The sequence below is a fragment of the Jannaschia sp. M317 genome (genome assembly GCF_025141175.1).
Taxonomy (GTDB): Bacteria; Pseudomonadota; Alphaproteobacteria; order Rhodobacterales; family Rhodobacteraceae; genus Jannaschia.
The window spans coordinates 481,987-498,190 of the sequence record NZ_CP081155.1 but is presented as its reverse complement, the minus strand read 5'-3'; the positions used below and the strand labels follow the sequence as shown (position 1 = coordinate 498,190).

Annotated in this window: 13 protein-coding genes; 9 read left to right on the top strand and 4 right to left on the bottom strand. The window is 64.7% G+C overall.

Annotated features, from left to right (window positions below; translation table 11 throughout):
- Positions 1–168 precede the first annotated feature (168 nt).
- Genes mutT through K3551_RS02600 form a run of 3 tightly spaced genes read right to left on the bottom strand, consistent with a single transcriptional unit; the run spans position 169 to position 2,828 of the window.
- On the bottom strand, positions 169–573 hold the full coding sequence (mutT, locus tag K3551_RS02610; RefSeq protein ID WP_259917446.1) for an 8-oxo-dGTP diphosphatase MutT: 405 nt from the start codon (positions 571–573) through the stop codon (positions 169–171).
- A 4-nt stretch (positions 574–577) separates the two neighbouring features.
- On the bottom strand, positions 578–1,993 hold the full coding sequence (gene argJ, locus K3551_RS02605; protein WP_259917445.1) for a bifunctional glutamate N-acetyltransferase/amino-acid acetyltransferase ArgJ: 1,416 nt from the start codon (positions 1,991–1,993) through the stop codon (positions 578–580).
- A gap of 4 nt (positions 1,994–1,997) precedes the next feature.
- Complete coding sequence (locus tag K3551_RS02600; RefSeq protein ID WP_259917443.1) at positions 1,998–2,828, bottom strand: peptidylprolyl isomerase; 831 nt, start codon at positions 2,826–2,828, stop codon at positions 1,998–2,000.
- Between the two features lie 197 nt (positions 2,829–3,025).
- On the opposite strand from K3551_RS02600, the gene secA reads away from it, so the two are divergent.
- Positions 3,026–5,731 (top strand): preprotein translocase subunit SecA, encoded by a 2,706-nt coding sequence (secA, locus tag K3551_RS02595; protein ID WP_259917441.1) that lies wholly within the window; start codon positions 3,026–3,028, stop codon positions 5,729–5,731.
- Positions 5,732–5,907: 176 nt separating this feature from the next.
- Positions 5,908–7,053, top strand: coding sequence for a hypothetical protein (locus K3551_RS02590; protein WP_259917439.1), 1,146 nt, complete (start codon positions 5,908–5,910; stop codon positions 7,051–7,053).
- Between the two features lie 69 nt (positions 7,054–7,122).
- Here K3551_RS02590 and leuC read toward each other — a convergent pair whose 3' ends face one another.
- Entirely contained in the window at positions 7,123–8,529 is a 1,407-nt protein-coding gene (gene leuC, locus K3551_RS02585; RefSeq protein WP_259917437.1) for a 3-isopropylmalate dehydratase large subunit, read from the bottom strand.
- 238 nt (positions 8,530–8,767) lie between these two features.
- Here leuC and K3551_RS02580 point away from each other — a divergent pair, with 238 nt between their 5' ends.
- The 7 genes from K3551_RS02580 to K3551_RS02550 all read left to right on the top strand — a co-directional run bounded on the left by K3551_RS02580 (position 8,768) and on the right by K3551_RS02550 (position 16,188).
- A complete protein-coding gene (locus K3551_RS02580) occupies positions 8,768–10,099 on the top strand; it encodes a mechanosensitive ion channel family protein (RefSeq protein WP_259917435.1) in 1,332 nt (443 codons plus the stop codon).
- Between the two features lie 67 nt (positions 10,100–10,166).
- Positions 10,167–10,883: a methyl-accepting chemotaxis protein gene (locus K3551_RS02575; protein WP_259917433.1), complete on the top strand. Its 717-nt coding sequence runs from the start codon at positions 10,167–10,169 to the stop codon at positions 10,881–10,883.
- Positions 10,884–11,308: 425 nt separating this feature from the next.
- Complete coding sequence (gene rsfS / locus K3551_RS02570; protein WP_409197400.1) at positions 11,309–11,731, top strand: ribosome silencing factor; 423 nt, start codon at positions 11,309–11,311, stop codon at positions 11,729–11,731.
- A complete protein-coding gene (gene rlmH / locus K3551_RS02565) occupies positions 11,732–12,190 on the top strand; it encodes a 23S rRNA (pseudouridine(1915)-N(3))-methyltransferase RlmH (protein ID WP_259917432.1) in 459 nt (152 codons plus the stop codon). It abuts the gene before it with no gap.
- A 39-nt stretch (positions 12,191–12,229) separates the two neighbouring features.
- Positions 12,230–13,741 (top strand): 2,3-bisphosphoglycerate-independent phosphoglycerate mutase, encoded by a 1,512-nt coding sequence (gpmI, locus tag K3551_RS02560; protein WP_259917431.1) that lies wholly within the window; start codon positions 12,230–12,232, stop codon positions 13,739–13,741.
- Entirely contained in the window at positions 13,738–14,838 is a 1,101-nt protein-coding gene (locus tag K3551_RS02555; protein WP_259917429.1) for a murein hydrolase activator EnvC, read from the top strand. Before gpmI ends, K3551_RS02555 begins: the two co-directional genes overlap by 4 nt.
- A 9-nt stretch (positions 14,839–14,847) precedes the next feature.
- The gene (locus K3551_RS02550; RefSeq protein WP_259917427.1) at positions 14,848–16,188 is read left to right on the top strand and encodes a S41 family peptidase; all 1,341 of its coding nucleotides are present in this window, start codon (positions 14,848–14,850) and stop codon (positions 16,186–16,188) included.
- Positions 16,189–16,204 lie beyond the last annotated feature (16 nt).

Here is a 16,204-nt window from a genome sequence, read left to right as displayed (position 1 = left end):
TTGGACGAACACACCCTGAATAGAGAGGTGGTTCCCGATAGTGACCGTACGTAGCATCCAGTTTCCTCCGACTGGCTGTGAGTGTCATTCATAAATATGACATTTTCGGCCCGCGTCACCCCTCTAAGTGACACAAATTTTTGCGATCAGGAAACAGTTGTTAGAAAGTTACAACCAGTCCCTCAAATGTGGAATTAATGGCAAGTCTGCGGCGGGCATCGGATAGGACCGCAAATCATTTGTGCGAACCCATGCGAATGCCTGATTTTCGCGCGACGTCACCTGGCCGCCCCACTTGCGACAGACAAAGAGCGGCATGAGCAGATGGAACGAATCGTAGCTGTGCGACGCGAAGGTGAGGGGGGCGAGACAGCTTTCCCAGGTCTCGATCCCCAATTCCTCGTGCAACTCCCGGATGAGTGCCTGCTCGGGCGTCTCGCCGGGTTCGACCTTGCCGCCGGGAAATTCCCAGAGACCGGCCATGGATTTTCCCTCGGGGCGTTGGGCCAGCAGAACGCGACCGTCCGCATCCACCAGGGCCACGGCAGATACCAGAACAACAGGTTTGGTCATCGCATCAGGACCGGTAGTCTGCGTTGATCTCGATGTAGCGATAGGTCATGTCGCAGGTCCACATCGTGTCCGTCGCAGTGCCCAGGCCCAGATCGACCGACAGCAGGATCCGGTCGCGGGTCATGTAGGCGGCGCCGGCGGCTTCGGTGTAGCTTTCTGCGATCTGACCGTTTTCGGCGACCAGAATATCCCCGAAGGAGATCCGCAGCTTGTCGCGGTCCGCGCGGGCGCCCGATTTGCCGACAGCCATGACCACGCGGCCCCAGTTCGGATCTTCACCGGCGATGGCCGTCTTGACCAGCGGCGAATTCGCGATGGCCGAGGCGACGCGGCGGGCGTCCAATGCGTTGGCGGCACCGGTGACCTGCACCTCGACCAGTTTGGTCGCCCCTTCGCCGTCCATCGCAATCTGGATGGCCAGATCCTTGAGCACCTCTGCCAGGGCCTCCTTGAAGGCGCGGCCGCTGCGGGTGCGTGCCGATGTGATTTCGGCATTCCCCGCCTTGCCGGTGGCGGCGACCACAAGCGAGTCGGAGGTCGAGGTATCGCTGTCGACGGTAATCGCGTTGAAGGTCGATTTCGTCAGGTCCGACAGCATGGTCTGCAAGGCCCGGTCCGATACCTTGGCGTCGGTAAAGACGTAGGACAGCATCGTCGCCATGTCCGGCGCGATCATGCCGGATCCCTTGGCGATACCTGCAATGGTCACGGTCGTTCCGTCCAGATCGACGGTCCGCGTGCTGCCTTTGGGGAAGGTGTCCGTCGTCATGATGGCGCGGGCCGCCGTGGCCATGCCGTCCGGGCTGAGCGTGTTGGACAGGCCGTCCAGCGCTTCGGTGATGCGGGCGTGCGGAAGGGGTTGGCCAATCACGCCGGTCGAGGCCGTCAGGACACGCCCCGGCGGCAAGCCGAGCGCCTGGCTGACACCGTGGCTGACGGCGGCCACGGCCTCCATCCCGGCGGTGCCGGTAAAGGCATTGGCGTTGCCGGAGTTGACCAGGATCGCCCAGCCGCCGGACGTACGGGGCGCTTTCAACTTGGCTTGGCAATCAAGCACCGCACCGGACCGCGTCGCCGACCGGGTAAAGACGCCGGCGATGGCGGTGCCGGGGGCCAGATCGGCCAGCATCAGATCGGTCCGGCCCTTGTATTTGATGCCCGCCTGCGCCGTGGCAAAGCGGACACCGTCGATTGTGGGCAAGTCAGGGAAGTCGGGGGCAAGGGGCGATACCAGCGGGCCCTTGGGGGCCGTCAGCTGCGCCTCCAGCTCGGCGATGCGGGCCAACAGGTCGGCCTTTTTCACCTTGGGTTTCTCCTTGTCGGATGGGGGCGTCGTTGTAGCGCTTTTGGCGGCCTTTTTCTTGGCTGCCTTGTCCGACTTCGGCGCGTCCTTGGCTTTCTTCTTCCCGTCCTTGCCCATGCCCCTACTCCGACAGAAGATCAGTGTTGCGGATCAGCGCGGCGTCCGGCTTGATTTCGGACCGCTCGATCGTGGCTTCGGTGGTCAGCCGGTCGACTTCCGCGTCGACGGCGGCCGTCTGCAACGCCTGGACCAGGCCGTCGCGGACCTGATCCAGGGGCGGCGCGTCTTTTTGCCGGGTCTCGTTCAGCTTGATCACGTGCCAGCCGAATTGCGTCTGCACGGGGTCGGACACATCGCCCGAATTGAGGTCCTTCACGGCGGTCTCGAACTCCGGCACCATCATGCCTTCGCCGAACCAGCCAAGCTGGCCGCCATTGGGGCCGGACGGACCGGTCGATTTGTCCCGCGCCAGTTCCGCGAAATCGGCTCCCTCGGTCAGCTGCGTGACCAGGGCCTGCGCCTCTTCCTCGGTTTCGACCAGGATGTGGCTGGCGTTGTATTCGGTTTCGGGGTCGGCTCCGCCGAACTCCGCCTCGTAGGCGGCTTGCAGGGCATCATCAGAGATTTCCTGCCCGGCAGCGCGGTCGATGATGCGTCCGGCCAGGAAGGCCCGGGTTTCATTTTCCAGCCCGATTTCGTCGGCACGCGTCAGGTCGGCGCGGGCGGCGTCGGCCAGGACCTGCTGCTGGATCAACTGCTCCAGCATGCCATCATAGAGCGTTTGGTCCGGCAGCTGCTGGTATTGGGCGGGCAGGCGTTCGCGCATGGCGATCAGGTTGCCCAGGGTGATGTCGGTCCCGTTCACAATGGCCAGCACTGTCGAGGCATCCTGCGCCCCGGCAGGGGCAGCCAACACGAGGGCCATCGCGGCGCCGGTCAGAAGTCGTTTCATCAAGTCGGTCCTTTCCGGCATCAGGTGCCGTTCATTCCACGTTGTCCGCCGGGGCCTTCGTTGACACCCTCAGGGGCCGGACTTAAGTGCGCTAGAGGCAAATTTTCACCGCGCCCCCGAACGGGGCCGCCGCGTTCTTCCCCGGAGTGATATGGGGCACCGGGACGCACGGCAAGGGCGCGAGGACAGGGACGCACATGCTCGGACTCGGTGGTATCGCCAAGAAGGTCTTCGGAACGCCGAATGACCGCAAAGTGAAATCGACGCTCAAGACCGTCGAAAAGATCAACGCGCTGGAGGCAGAGTTCACGGCGCTCTCGGACGACGGCATCAAGGACCGGACCGAGGCGCTGGCGAAACGCGCCATGTCCGGCGAAAGCCTGGACGCCCTGCTGCCGGAGGCCTTTGCCAACTGCCGCGAGGCCGCGCGTCGCGCGCTGGGCCTGCGGGCGTTCGATACGCAGCTGCTGGGCGGGATCTTTCTGCACGAAGGCAACATCGCCGAGATGAAGACCGGCGAGGGCAAGACCCTGGTCGCCACCTTCCCGGCCTATCTGAACGCCCTGTCGGGCAAGGGCGTGCATATCGTCACCGTCAACGATTACCTGGCGCGCCGCGATGCGGAATGGATGGGCAAGGTCTATGCCGCGCTGGGCCTGACCACCGGCGTCGTCGTCCCGCAGCAGGACGACGAGGAAAAGCGCGCCGCCTATGCCGCCGACATCACCTATGCGACCAATAACGAGTTGGGATTCGACTATCTGCGCGACAACATGCGGTCGTCGAAAAAGGACATGATGCAGCGCGGTCACAACTACGCGATCGTGGATGAGGTCGATTCGATCCTGATCGACGAGGCGCGCACGCCGCTGATCATCTCGGGTCCCTCGCAGGACCGCTCGGAGTTGTATAACACCATCGACCGCCTGATCCCCGAGATCACGGACGACCATTTCACCCTGGACGAAAAGGCCAAGTCGGTGACCTTTACCGACGAGGGCAACGAATTCCTGGAGCAACGGCTGCACATTGCGGGCATCCTGCCTGACGATCAGTCGCTCTATGATCCCGAGTCGACGACCATCGTGCACCACGTCAATCAGGGGCTGCGGGCGCACAAGTTGTTTGCCAAGGACCAGAATTACATCGTGCGCGACGACGAGGTCGTTCTGATCGACGAATTCTCGGGCCGGATGATGCCCGGACGTCGTCTGTCCGACGGGTTGCATCAGGCGATCGAGGCCAAGGAAGGCGTGTCGATCAAACCAGAGAACGTGACGCTGGCTTCGGTCACGTTCCAGAATTATTTCCGCCTCTATGGCAAGTTGTCGGGCATGACCGGCACGGCGGCCACCGAGGCGGAGGAGTTCGGCTCCATCTATGGGTTGGGCGTGGTCGAGGTTCCGACCAACCGCCCCGTCGCCCGCGAGGATGAGCACGATCAGGTCTATCGCACGGCCCTTGAAAAATACGCGGCCGTGGTGGGCGAGATAAAGGAGGCCCACGCCAAGGGGCAGCCGGTTCTGGTCGGCACGACTTCGATCGAAAAGTCCGAGATGCTGAGCCAGATGCTGAACAAGGAAGGCGTCGCGCACAATGTCCTGAACGCCCGCCTGCACGAGCAGGAGGCCCAGATCATCGCCGATGCGGGCAAGCCCGGCGCGGTGACCATCGCCACCAACATGGCCGGTCGCGGCACCGACATCCAACTGGGCGGCAACGTCGAGATGCGGGTGTTGCAGGCCCTTGCCGAAACGCCCGAGGCCGACCCCGAAGAGGTCCGCACCCGGATCGAAGCGGAGGTCGCCGCCGACAAGAAAAAGGTTCTGGACGCTGGCGGCTTGTTCGTTCTGGCCACCGAGCGCCACGAAAGCCGCCGCATCGACAATCAGTTGCGCGGCCGGTCAGGCCGTCAGGGCGATCCGGGGCGGTCGGTCTTCTTCCTGTCGCTGGAAGACGATCTGATGCGAATCTTTGGGTCCGAGCGTCTGGAAAAGGTGCTGAGCACGCTGGGCATGAAGGAAGGCGAGGCGATCATCCATCCTTGGGTGAACAAGTCGCTGGAACGCGCCCAGGCCAAGGTCGAGGGCCGCAACTTCGACGTGCGCAAACAGCTGCTCAAGTTCGATGACGTCATGAACGATCAGCGCAAGGCCGTGTTCGAACAACGGCTGGAGATCATGGACGCCGAGGAAATCGGCGAGATTGCCCAGGATATGCGCCATCAGGTCGTCGACGATCTTGTCGATCAGTTCCTGCCCCCGCGCAGCTATGCCGACCAGTGGAACGCCGAGGGGCTTTATGCCGCCTGCATCGAGGTTCTGGGTCTGGACGAGCCGATCATCGCCTGGGCCGAAGAGGACGGCGTCGATCAGGACGTGGTGCGCGAACGGCTCTATGAGGCGACCGACAAGCTGATGGCTGAAAAGGCCGAGGCCTTCGGCGACGAGCAGATGCGCCAGATCGAAAAGCAGGTCCTGCTGCAGACCATCGACGCCAAGTGGCGCGAGCATCTGCTGACACTGGAACACCTGCGCTCGGTCGTGGGCTTCCGTGGCTATGCGCAGCGCGACCCGCTGAACGAATACAAGACCGAGGGCTTTCAGCTGTTCGAAAGCATGCTGGACAGCCTGCGGTCCGAGGTGACCAAGAAGCTGGCGCAGATCCGCCCCCTCTCGGAGGAGGAGCGGAAGGCCATGCTGGAGCAGATGGTCGCCCAGCAACGCGCCGCCGCCGCTGCGGCCCAACCGGTTCCGGCCGCAGCAGAACCCGCCCCGGCGCAGGGCGCACCGGCAGAAGGTTTCGTCGAGGATGATCCGACCACATGGGGCAACCCGGGTCGCAACGACACCTGTCCCTGTGGATCCGGCAAGAAGTTCAAGCATTGCCACGGGGCCTATTGATCGTCCCCGAACCGTCCCAAATCGTCGGTAAATAGACGCCCCGGACCGAACAGATCGGTCCGGGGCGTAACGCAATCTACACCAAATCACCCGTATCTTGGCGGAACCGCACCCCAGAATCGCCCGAATTAATTGGCATGGTTCCGGAAACGACGTGTTTCGTGAGGACGGTGATGATGAGTGACCAAGACCAGAGCGGCCCCAAGGCCACCCCCATCGACGCGCTGAAACAGCGTGCGCAGGATGGTATCGAACGTGGCCGTATGCGCCTGGCCATGGCCCGGTCGCGCATCCCGGCCAAGTATCGCACGCCTGCCGCGCGACGCCGTGGGGCGCTTGTCGCGCTGGTGATCGGCGGGGCGTTCCTGGGCCTGAAACTGCTCGGCTCCGTCAGCACGCAGGACGTCGCCTCCAGCTTGACCAATGTGACCGATGCGGCCAACGCGCAGCTGTCTGCCAGCGTTGCACAGACAACCATGGGTCTGGTGGATGCGCCCGCTACCGCCGCTGTCCGTATGGATGTGGCCGAGGTGCGGATCACGGACGATGTTCTGCCCGCGATGCCGTCCGATGCCATGCCCGATGCCGAACTTGCCCCCGCGCCGATCCGCAAGCTGTCTGGCTTGCGGGACACGCAGGCGGTCGCGGGCGAGGGGCCGTGCAAGGTCTCCGTCCAGGCGATGCCGTTGGCCGCTGCCACCGTGGCGATCGACATCTCTGCTCCGTGCGACGGTGGGGCGCGGGTGGATGTGTTGCAATCCGACCTGCAGATCGCCGTGGCCCTGGGGCCCGATGGAAAGACCACGGTCGAATTGCCCGCGCTGTCGGCTATGCCTGCCGTGTCCGTCCTGGTGACCGATCGCGATCCGGTCACGGTCCAGACCGAGGCCGTCGATTTCGCCATGTATCACCGCGCGATCCTGCATTGGCAGGGTATGGCCGGGCTGGAGCTTCATGCCTTCGAGGGGGGCGGCACCTATGGCGACCCCGGTCACGTCTCGCCCGAGACACCCCGCACGATTGCACATGCCCTGTCGGGCAACGGCGGCTTTCTGACGTCCCTGGGCGACGACGGGTTGGACAACGCGTATATGGCGCTCGTCTACACCGTGCCGCAGGGCCTGGAGGCCGAGATCAGCATCGAAGCGCCCGTGACTGTCGCGAACTGCGATCAGACCGTCCATGGCGGCACGATCCAGACCGGGCCGGGCGCGGGCTCCGACACGCAGGAGCTGTCGATGACGATGCCTGCTTGCGATGCAGTGGGTGACTTTGTCCTGCTCGGCAGCTTGCTGCGCCCGATTGTCGTCGCCGCGAACTGATCGCGCCCACGCAAAGCAAAAGGGCGGTCCCGAGGGGCCGCCCTTTGTCGTTCCAAGAGAGGTTGGCGCTTACATCAGCTCGCGCACATCCGTCAGCTTGCCGGTCACGGCAGCCGCAGCCGCCATCGCCGGTGACATCAGGTGCGTGCGCCCGCCCTTGCCCTGGCGGCCCTCGAAATTTCGGTTCGAGGTGGCGGCGCAGCGTTCGCCGGGCGCCAGTTGGTCCGGGTTCATGGCCAGGCACATGGAACATCCGGCCAGGCGCCATTCAAACCCGGCCTCCTTGAAGATATCGGCCAGGCCCTCTTCCTCGGCCTGGGCGCGGACCAGGCCCGACCCCGGCACGACCATGGCGCGCATGCCGTCCTTGATCTTCTTGCCCTTCAGGATTGCGGCGGCCGCGCGCAGATCCTCGATCCGGCCGTTGGTGCAGGACCCGATGAAGACGGTGTCGATCGCGACCTCGGACAGGGGGGTGCCCGGCGTCAGGCCCATGTAGTCGAGCGACCGCTTTGCCGCGTCGACCTTGCCGCCCTTGAAATCGGACGGGGCGGGGACGGTGGCGGTGATTGGCAGCACGTCCTCGGGCGAGGTGCCCCAGGTCACGACCGGCGCGATGTCTTCGGCGGCGATGGTCACGACCATGTCCCAGGCCGCGTCGTCGTCGGAATAAAGCGTCTTCCACCAATCCAGGGCGGCTTCCCACTGGGCACCCTTGGGCGCGTGGGGGCGGCCCATGCAGTATTCGTAGGTCTTCTCGTCCGGCGCGATCAGACCGGCGCGCGCGCCGCCCTCGATGGCCATGTTGCAGACCGTCATGCGGCCTTCCATCGACAGGTCGCGGATCGCTTCGCCGCAGTATTCGATGACGTATCCGGTGCCGCCCGCGGTGCCGGTCTTGCCGATCACCGACAGGGTGATGTCCTTGGCGGTGACACCCGGGCGCAGCTTGCCCGTGATTTCCACCTTCATGTTCTTGGACTTCTTCTGGATCAGGGTCTGGGTGGCCAGCACGTGTTCCACCTCGGACGTGCCGATCCCGTGGGCCAGCGCGCCAAAGGCACCATGCGTCGCCGTATGCGAGTCGCCGCAAACGACGGTCATGCCGGGCAGGGTCCAGCCCTGTTCGGGGCCGACGATGTGCACGATGCCCTGCCGGACGTCCGACACGGGATAGTAATGCACGCCGAATTCCTTGGCGTTCTTGTCCAGCGCCTCGACTTGGATGCGGCTGTCCTCGGTCATGGTCGCGGCATTGGCGCGGTCCAGCGTCGTGGGGACGTTGTGGTCGGGCACGGCAATGGTCTTTTCGGGTGCGCGCACGGTACGACCGGTCATCCGCAGCCCTTCAAAGGCCTGGGGGCTGGTGACTTCGTGCACCAGATGGCGGTCGATATACAGAAGGCAGGTGCCGTCCTCGGCCTCGTGGGCGACGTGGGCGTCCCAGATCTTGTCGTAAAGTGTCTTGCCGGTCATGTGCGAATCCTCGCGGAGGGGTGTCTGTCAGGAAGGGCGAACGGGGAGCGGTCAGCCCCGCGCCGTCGCCCCATGGGCGCGCCCGAAGAACCGCCAGGGCAGGAAGGCATGATCGCTGAGGTCGTGCACGCGTTTCATGGCCGAGGGGATACGCGGCCCGGATGCAACCCGCAAGGCTTGGCCTGCATGGCGTGTCGTCCCCGTTGCCCCGCGCCGTCAAACCGGCCCATAGAGGCATATGGAAGAGACCATCCTCGAAACCCTCGCCATGCGAGAAGAGCTTGTCGTGCTCTGGACGCAGGCCCAGACGTTTCTGACCGGCCTGCTGCGGCCACGTGCGCTGTGGCAGGTGGGTATCGTGCTGGCGCTGGTCGTCATGACCTGGCTTTTGAAGCGTTGGGCGGCGGATCGGATGACGGCCTGGATGCGCAGTCAGACCGGTCGGCCAAAATGGCAGCTTCGGGCGCTGGTCATCCTGCGCAATCGTCTGGGTCTGATCATCTTTGCGGCGCTGGCCTGGGCGGCCTTCGGGGCGATGCAGCAGATCTTCCGGTTCCCATCCTGGAGCTATTACGTAGGTCTCGCCGCGACCATCGGCACCGCCTGGATGGCGGTCAGCTTTGTCGCGCGCCTGGTGCGCAATCCGTTCCTGCGCAAGATCGTCAACTGGGGCCTGTGGATCTGGGTGACGCTGTTCTACCTGGGTCTGCTGGACGAGGTCCAGCAGGGGCTGGACGCGTTGTCGCTGCAACTGGGCGAGGCCCGGATTTCCCTGTTGGGGGTCATCACCGCGTTTATCGTGATCGGCGTCCTGTTCACTGGCGCGCGGTTCGTGTCGGCGACGACCTCGGCCCGGATTTCACGGAACGAAGACATCAGCCCGTCGATGCGGGTTCTGGTCGTCAAGGTGATCCAGATCGTTCTGTATACCGGTGCCTTCTTCATCGGGCTCAAAACCGTGGGTTTCGATCTGACAGGCCTGGCCGTTCTGTCGGGTGCCATCGGCGTGGGGCTGGGGTTCGGCCTGCAGAAGGTGGTGTCGAATCTGGTGTCCGGCGTGATCATCCTGCTCGACAAGTCGATCAAACCCGGCGACGTGATTTCGCTGGGCGAGACGTTCGGTTGGGTCACCACGCTGACCGCGCGCTATGTCTCGATCACGACGCGCGACGGCAAGGAATACCTGATTCCGAACGAGGATCTGATCACCGGGCAGGTTGTGAACTGGTCCCATTCCAACAGCTTTGTGCGGCTCGATATCTTTTTCGGCACGGCCTATGGTGACGATCCGCATCTGGTCCGCAAGATCGCCATCGGGGCCGCGGCGGGGACCGATCGGGTGCTGAAGATCAAGCCGCCGGTGTGCCACATCGTGGGCTTTGGCGATTCGTCGGTGGATTACATCCTGCGGTTCTGGATTTCCGATCCGACCGGTGGGCTGACCAACATCCGGGGCAATGTCTATCTGGCTTTGTGGGATGCGTTTCAGGAAAACGACATCTCGATCCCCTTCCCACAGCGCGAGGTACGCGTGCTGGACGAAAAGACGTTGGACGACGGCGCGTCTTAGGGGATTTTTCACGCTGTCTTGGTAGCGCTCGGGCATGGCCAGGACCCCGCCTTACTTTCATTCCCACATGCCCGACGAACTGTTCGGCGAGGGCAATGCCTCGGCGGCGCTCAATGCGACGACGGGGCTGCCGCTCCTGTTGCGGGTTCATGCGATCAGGGTGTCGAATACGGTCGGCGGGCGGTTGGTCACCCGCGATCCCTTGCTCAAGGAACGCGCGGTCTGGGCGATGGAGGATGCGCTTCGGGGGCTCCGGTCGATTAACGATATCCTCGGGACGTTTCGCACCTTGGACACGTTGAATCCCGTGGTGCCGGACGTTCTGGACCGTGCCGAGGCCGATGACCACAAGACCATCGAAGGGGTGCGGGTGTTCATGGATGTCGTGGCCGACGTGTTGGCGCGGGCGCAGGCCGGTCGCCTCGATGGTTCGGATTTCGACCGGATCGGCCTGACGCTCTACGATCCGTTTCATCCCGCGGTCCTCGACCTGGAGGATCGCCTGAGACGGGCCCGCGATGAGGTCCGCCTTGTTCTCTTTCGTAGGGCCGGCAAGGCACGGGATCGCGCCACCGCGTCACGTGCCACGATCGAGGAAATCGCGCGGACGGTCCGGCTTATCTCGCTCAACGCCCGCGTCGAAGCCGCGCGCGCGGGTGACCATGGCCGCGCCTTCGGTGTCATCGCAGAAGAGATCAAGGCCCTGGCCGAGCAGACCGAACAGGCCAGCGCAGGCATGGGCGAGAGCGTGGAGGAGATCATGGTTCATCTCCGCATGTTTTAAGATCGCCACCGACAGCCGGGCGACATATTTGCCCCATCATGTTCGTGACGCCGGTCGTTGCTGTCGGACTGCGCCCCGCAAAGGGGTCGAACAGCCGGACCTATGTCGCAAACGGATCGGGTCGCGGTCGGCCTGACCTTCCGCGGCCTTCCGGTCGGAAACGCGTTGTGTCAGTCTGTCATTGCGGGGCCTGGCAGCGGGACGGGCGTCCGGTCAGGCGGTGTCGTCTTGATGCTGCCGGGCCTGCGACATGGTGCGGCGCGCGACTTGCCCGAGGCGCGCCTGTCGTGCCCCTGCGACGATGCTGACCCGTTCCCGGCATTGACCCCGTCGGCGGGAATCCCCATGTGCGCTGTGAAACGTTGCCCGAGGATAGCTCCGATGGTAACCTGATCCCATTGGTCCGCACGTGGCGGGCTATCCCCTTGACGGAGGAACAGACACTGTCTGCCGACACCATCGCGGCCCAGTCCGCCGCCACCACAGGGCGCCAAGGCGCCGACCGGAGCGACGAGATCCTCGCGCTCATCCTGAAATCCCTTGACGACGACAAAGCCGAAGACGTCGTGCAGATCGACCTGCGCGGCAAATCCTCGGTGGCCGACTGGATGGTCGTCTGTTCGGGTCGGTCGTCGCGCCAGGTCGCGGCGATCTCCGAAAAGCTGTCCGAACGCCTCAAGGGTGTCCTGGGCCGTGCCGCCCGGACCGAGGGCAAGGGCCAGGGCGACTGGGTTCTCTTGGATGCGGGCGACGTCATCGTGCATATCTTCCGCCCCGAAGTGCGGGAATTCTATCAGCTTGAAAAGATGTGGCAGGACCCGTCCGACGCGGCCCCCCGCCCCAACTGAATGAAGCTGACGCTGGTGGCCGTTGGCCGGCTTCGCAAGGGGCCGGAAAAGGCGCTTGTCGACGACTACCTTGATCGTTTCGCCAAGACCGGACGCGGCCTGGGCTTGCCGCCCCTGAGCGTGCAGGAAGTCGAGGCGCGCGGATCCCTGACCGAGGCCGAAGCAATCGACCGCGCCTTGCCCGACGGTGCCGCCGTCATCATCCTGGACGAACGGGGCGCGACCCTGACCTCTCCGCAACTGGCCCAGCGGATTGGTGATTGGCGCGATCAGGCGCGGGACGTGGCCTTTGTCATCGGCGGGGCCGATGGTCTGTCACAGGGGCTGCGCGACCGCGCCGATCTGGCCATCAGTTTTGGCGCGATGGTCTGGCCGCATATGTTGGTGCGGGTCATGGTGGCCGAACAACTCTACCGCGCGGCCAGCATCCTGGCCGGCACCCCCTACCATCGCGCGTGACTGCGCCGTAAAAGCAGCCCGACAGCGACCGGAGGTCCCATGCAGAAGAAACCCGTCATCCTGTGCATTCTCGACGGTTGGGGCATTTCCGACCGACCGGAACAATCCGCCCCGGATTGCGCGAACACACCGAATTTCGACCGGCTCATGGCCGAATGTCCGAATGCGACGCTTGTCACCTATGGCCCCGACGTGGGCCTGCCCGAGGGGCAGATGGGCAATTCCGAGGTCGGCCACATGAACATCGGTGCAGGCCGGGTCGTGCGCATGGACCTGGGCCTGATCGACCACGCGGTCGCGACCGACAGCTTCAAGGATGAACCGGCGTTGACCGACTGGATCGCGACGTTGCGCGACACCGGCACCACGGCGCATCTGATCGGTGTCGTCTCGGACGGCGGTGTCCATGGGCACATCACCCATGTCCTGGCGGCCTGCCGTGCCGTCGCCGCTGCGGGCGTGCCTGTCGTCTTGCATGCGGTGACCGACGGGCGCGACGTCGCGCCCCGCTCTGCCGAGGGATATATCGAGACGCTGATGGCCGACCTGCCGGACGGCGTGCGCGTGGGCACGGTAACGGGGCGCTATTTTGCCATGGACCGTGACAACCGCTGGGATCGGGTGCAACGCGCCTGGGCCGGAATGGTCTGGGGCGAAGGGGAACATGTGGACACCCCCGAGGCCGCCGTTGAGGCCGCGCGCGCGCGCGACGAGAACGATGAATTCATTCAGCCGACTGTCATCGGCGACTACGAAGGGATGAACGACGGCGACGGCGTTTTCTGTCTGAACTTCCGCGCCGACCGTGCGCGGGAAATCCTGTCCGCCCTGGCCGAGCCCGGCTTCGACGGGTTCGACACCAAGGATCGCCCGGCCCTGCACATGTTGGGAATGGTGGATTATTCGACCCGGCACGATGCCTTCATGACGACGGTGTTTCCCAAGAAAACAGTGGACAACACCCTGGGGCATTGGGTGGCGGAACAGGGCAAGACCCAGTTCCATCTGGCCGAGACCGAGAAATACCCCCACGTCACCTTCTTTCTGAACGGTGGCAAGGAAGAGCCGGAGCCGGGCGAAGACCGCTTCATGCCGAAATCACCCGACGTCGCGACCTACGATCTGCAACCGGAAATGTCCGCCCCGGAGGTGACGGAGCATTTCGTTGCCGCCATCGAAAAGGGCTATGACCTGATCGTGGTAAACTTCGCCAACCCCGACATGGTCGGTCACACCGGCGACCTGAAGGCGGCGACCGCCGCCTGCGAGGCGGTGGATGCCGGACTGGGCGCGGTTCTGAACGCATTGAACGGCAAGGACGCGGCCATGGTGGTCTGCGCCGATCACGGCAATTGCGAAACGATGATCAACCCGGATACCGGCAAGGCGCATACCGCCCATACCCTCAATCCGGTTCCTGTGATCCTCTATGGGGGGCCCGAAGGCGCGTCGCTGCGTGACGGGCGGCTGGCCGATCTGGCCCCGACCATCCTGCAGCTGATGGGGATCGAAAAGCCCGTGGAAATGACGGGCGAGACGCTGATCGCATGATCTGGCGGGCGGTTCTTTTCTGGGCGCTCCTGGTGGGGATAGCCCCCGCACAAGACGCCGGAGAGACCGCGCGCCGTGCCGCGACCCTGTTGTCGGATGCGGCGGAACAACTCGACACCGCGCAAAGCGCGCGGGACCGCGTCTCGGCGCTGACCGCGGTCGTGCGCGCCTACGAGGAGGGGCTCGCTGCGCTGCGCGACGGGCTGCGACAGGTGACGATCCGCGAACGTGCCCTGTCCGCCGATCTGGACGCCCGCGAAGAAGAAATCGCGCGCCTTCTGGGCGTGCTCAGCAACATGGAACGGGCACCCACGCCGCTTTTGCTGCTGCATCCCTCGGGGGCTTTGGGCACGGCGCGGTCGTCGATGATGCTGGCGCAGGTCGCGCCCGGACTGCAGGCCGAGGCCGACAGCCTGCGGTTCGCCCTGACGGATCTGCAGGAGCTGCGCCTGCTGGAGGAGGCCGCCGCCGACAGCCTGCGCGCCGGGCTGGACGGGGTTCAGGTCGCCCGCATCGCCCTGTCGGAGGCAATCGCCGACCGGACCGATCTGCCGCGCCGTCTGGCGGAGGACAGCGCGCAGCTTGCCGACTTGCTCAACCGGGTCGACACGCTGGAGGCCTTTGCCGACGGCCTGGGTCAATTGCCCACTGCGCCGGGCCAGGCGGTTCTGGACCTGCCGCTGCCGCTGCCGGTGGGCGGCACCGTGCTGCGGCGGTTCAATCAGCCGGACGCGGCGGGCATCGCGCGCCCCGGGCTTGTGCTGGCCACCGCGCCGGGGGCCATCGTCACCGCCCCAGCCGCCGGGACGGTGCGCTATGGCGGCCCGCTGCTCGATTACGGAAATGTTATCCTGTTGGAGCCGCGCCCAGGCGCGATGATGGTTTTCGCCGGTCTGGATGCGCTCTACGCTCAGGCAGGACAGATCCTGGTGGCGGGTGCGCCGCTGGGCCTGATGGGCGGGACGTCGCCAAATGCCACCGATTTTCTGCGCCAGGCAGCCGCAGGTGGTGGAACATCGCGCACGGAAACGCTTTATGTGGAAGTCAGAGAGGCCGGAAGGCCCGTGGACCCGGCTGTGTGGTTCGCCGAGGAGTAGGGAAACGTCATGAAGAAATTCGCAATGGCCGCTGTCGGTGGCGTCGTCGCAGGCATCCTGGCCACCACGCAGATAGCAGGCCCCCTGTTGGCGCAGGAAAGCAACGAGGCCAACGTCTATGAGCAGCTCGACCTGTTCGGCATCGTGTTCGAGCGCATTCGCAATCAATACGTCGAGGACGTGGACGAAGGCGATCTGATCGAGGCCGCGATCAACGGCATGCTGACCTCGCTCGACCCGCATTCGTCGTTCCTGCCGCCGCGCGATTTTCAGGACATGCAGGTCGATACGCGGGGTGAATTCGGCGGTCTCGGCATCGAGGTCACGCAGGAAGAGGGCTACGTCAAGGTCATCACCCCGATGGACGGCACCCCGGCCTTCGAGGCGGGCGTCGAGGCGGGGGATTTCATCACCGCAGTCGACGGCGAGAACCTTTTGGGTCTGACCCTGGAAGAGGCCGTCGAACTGATGCGCGGCCCGATCGGGTCCGACATCGTCGTGACCATCGTGCGCGAAGGCCTGGAAGAGCCGATCGACATCACCATCACCCGCGATACCATCAAGCTGACGGCCGCGCGCGTCCGTCAGGAAGGCGACAGCGTCGTGGTGCGCGTCTCGACCTTCAATGACCAGACGATGCCCAATGTCCTTTCCGGTCTGGAAACCGCACTGGAAGAGGCCGGCGGGCTGGAGGCGATCAACGGTATCGTCCTGGACCTGCGCAACAACCCCGGCGGGTTGCTGAATGCGGGCGTCGACCTGGCCGATGCCTTCCTGGAGCAGGGAGAGATCGTGTCGACCCGTGGTCGCGAAGCGTCCGACGGTGACCGGTTCGCGGCGCGCGCCGGCGACGTGATCGAGGGGCTGCCGATGGTGGTTCTGATCAACGGCGGCTCCGCCTCCGCCTCCGAGATCGTGGCAGGTGCCTTGCAGGATCACCGCCGCGCGGTGGTTGTCGGCACCAAGAGCTTCGGCAAGGGCTCCGTCCAGACGATCATGCCGTTGCAGGGGGATGGCGCGATCCGCCTGACCACGTCGCGCTATTACACGCCGTCGGGGCGCTCGATCCAGGCGCTTGGCATCTCGCCCGATATTGTCGTGGTGCAGCCGCCCCGCCGCCCCGCCGTCGAGGGCGAAGAAGAAGAAACCAACGCCCGGCCCCGCCGGTCTGAATCCTCGCTGCGCGGGTCGTTGTCGAACGACAGCCTGACCGAAGATCAGCAGGAACAGGTGCGCAAGGAACAGGAAGCCGCCGTAAAGGCCGCCGAGTTGCGCGACGAGGATTATCAACTGGCCTATGCCATCGACATCCTCAAAGGCCTGTCGGCCATCGACGTCGCCGCAGAATGACAGGAGGGGGGCCATC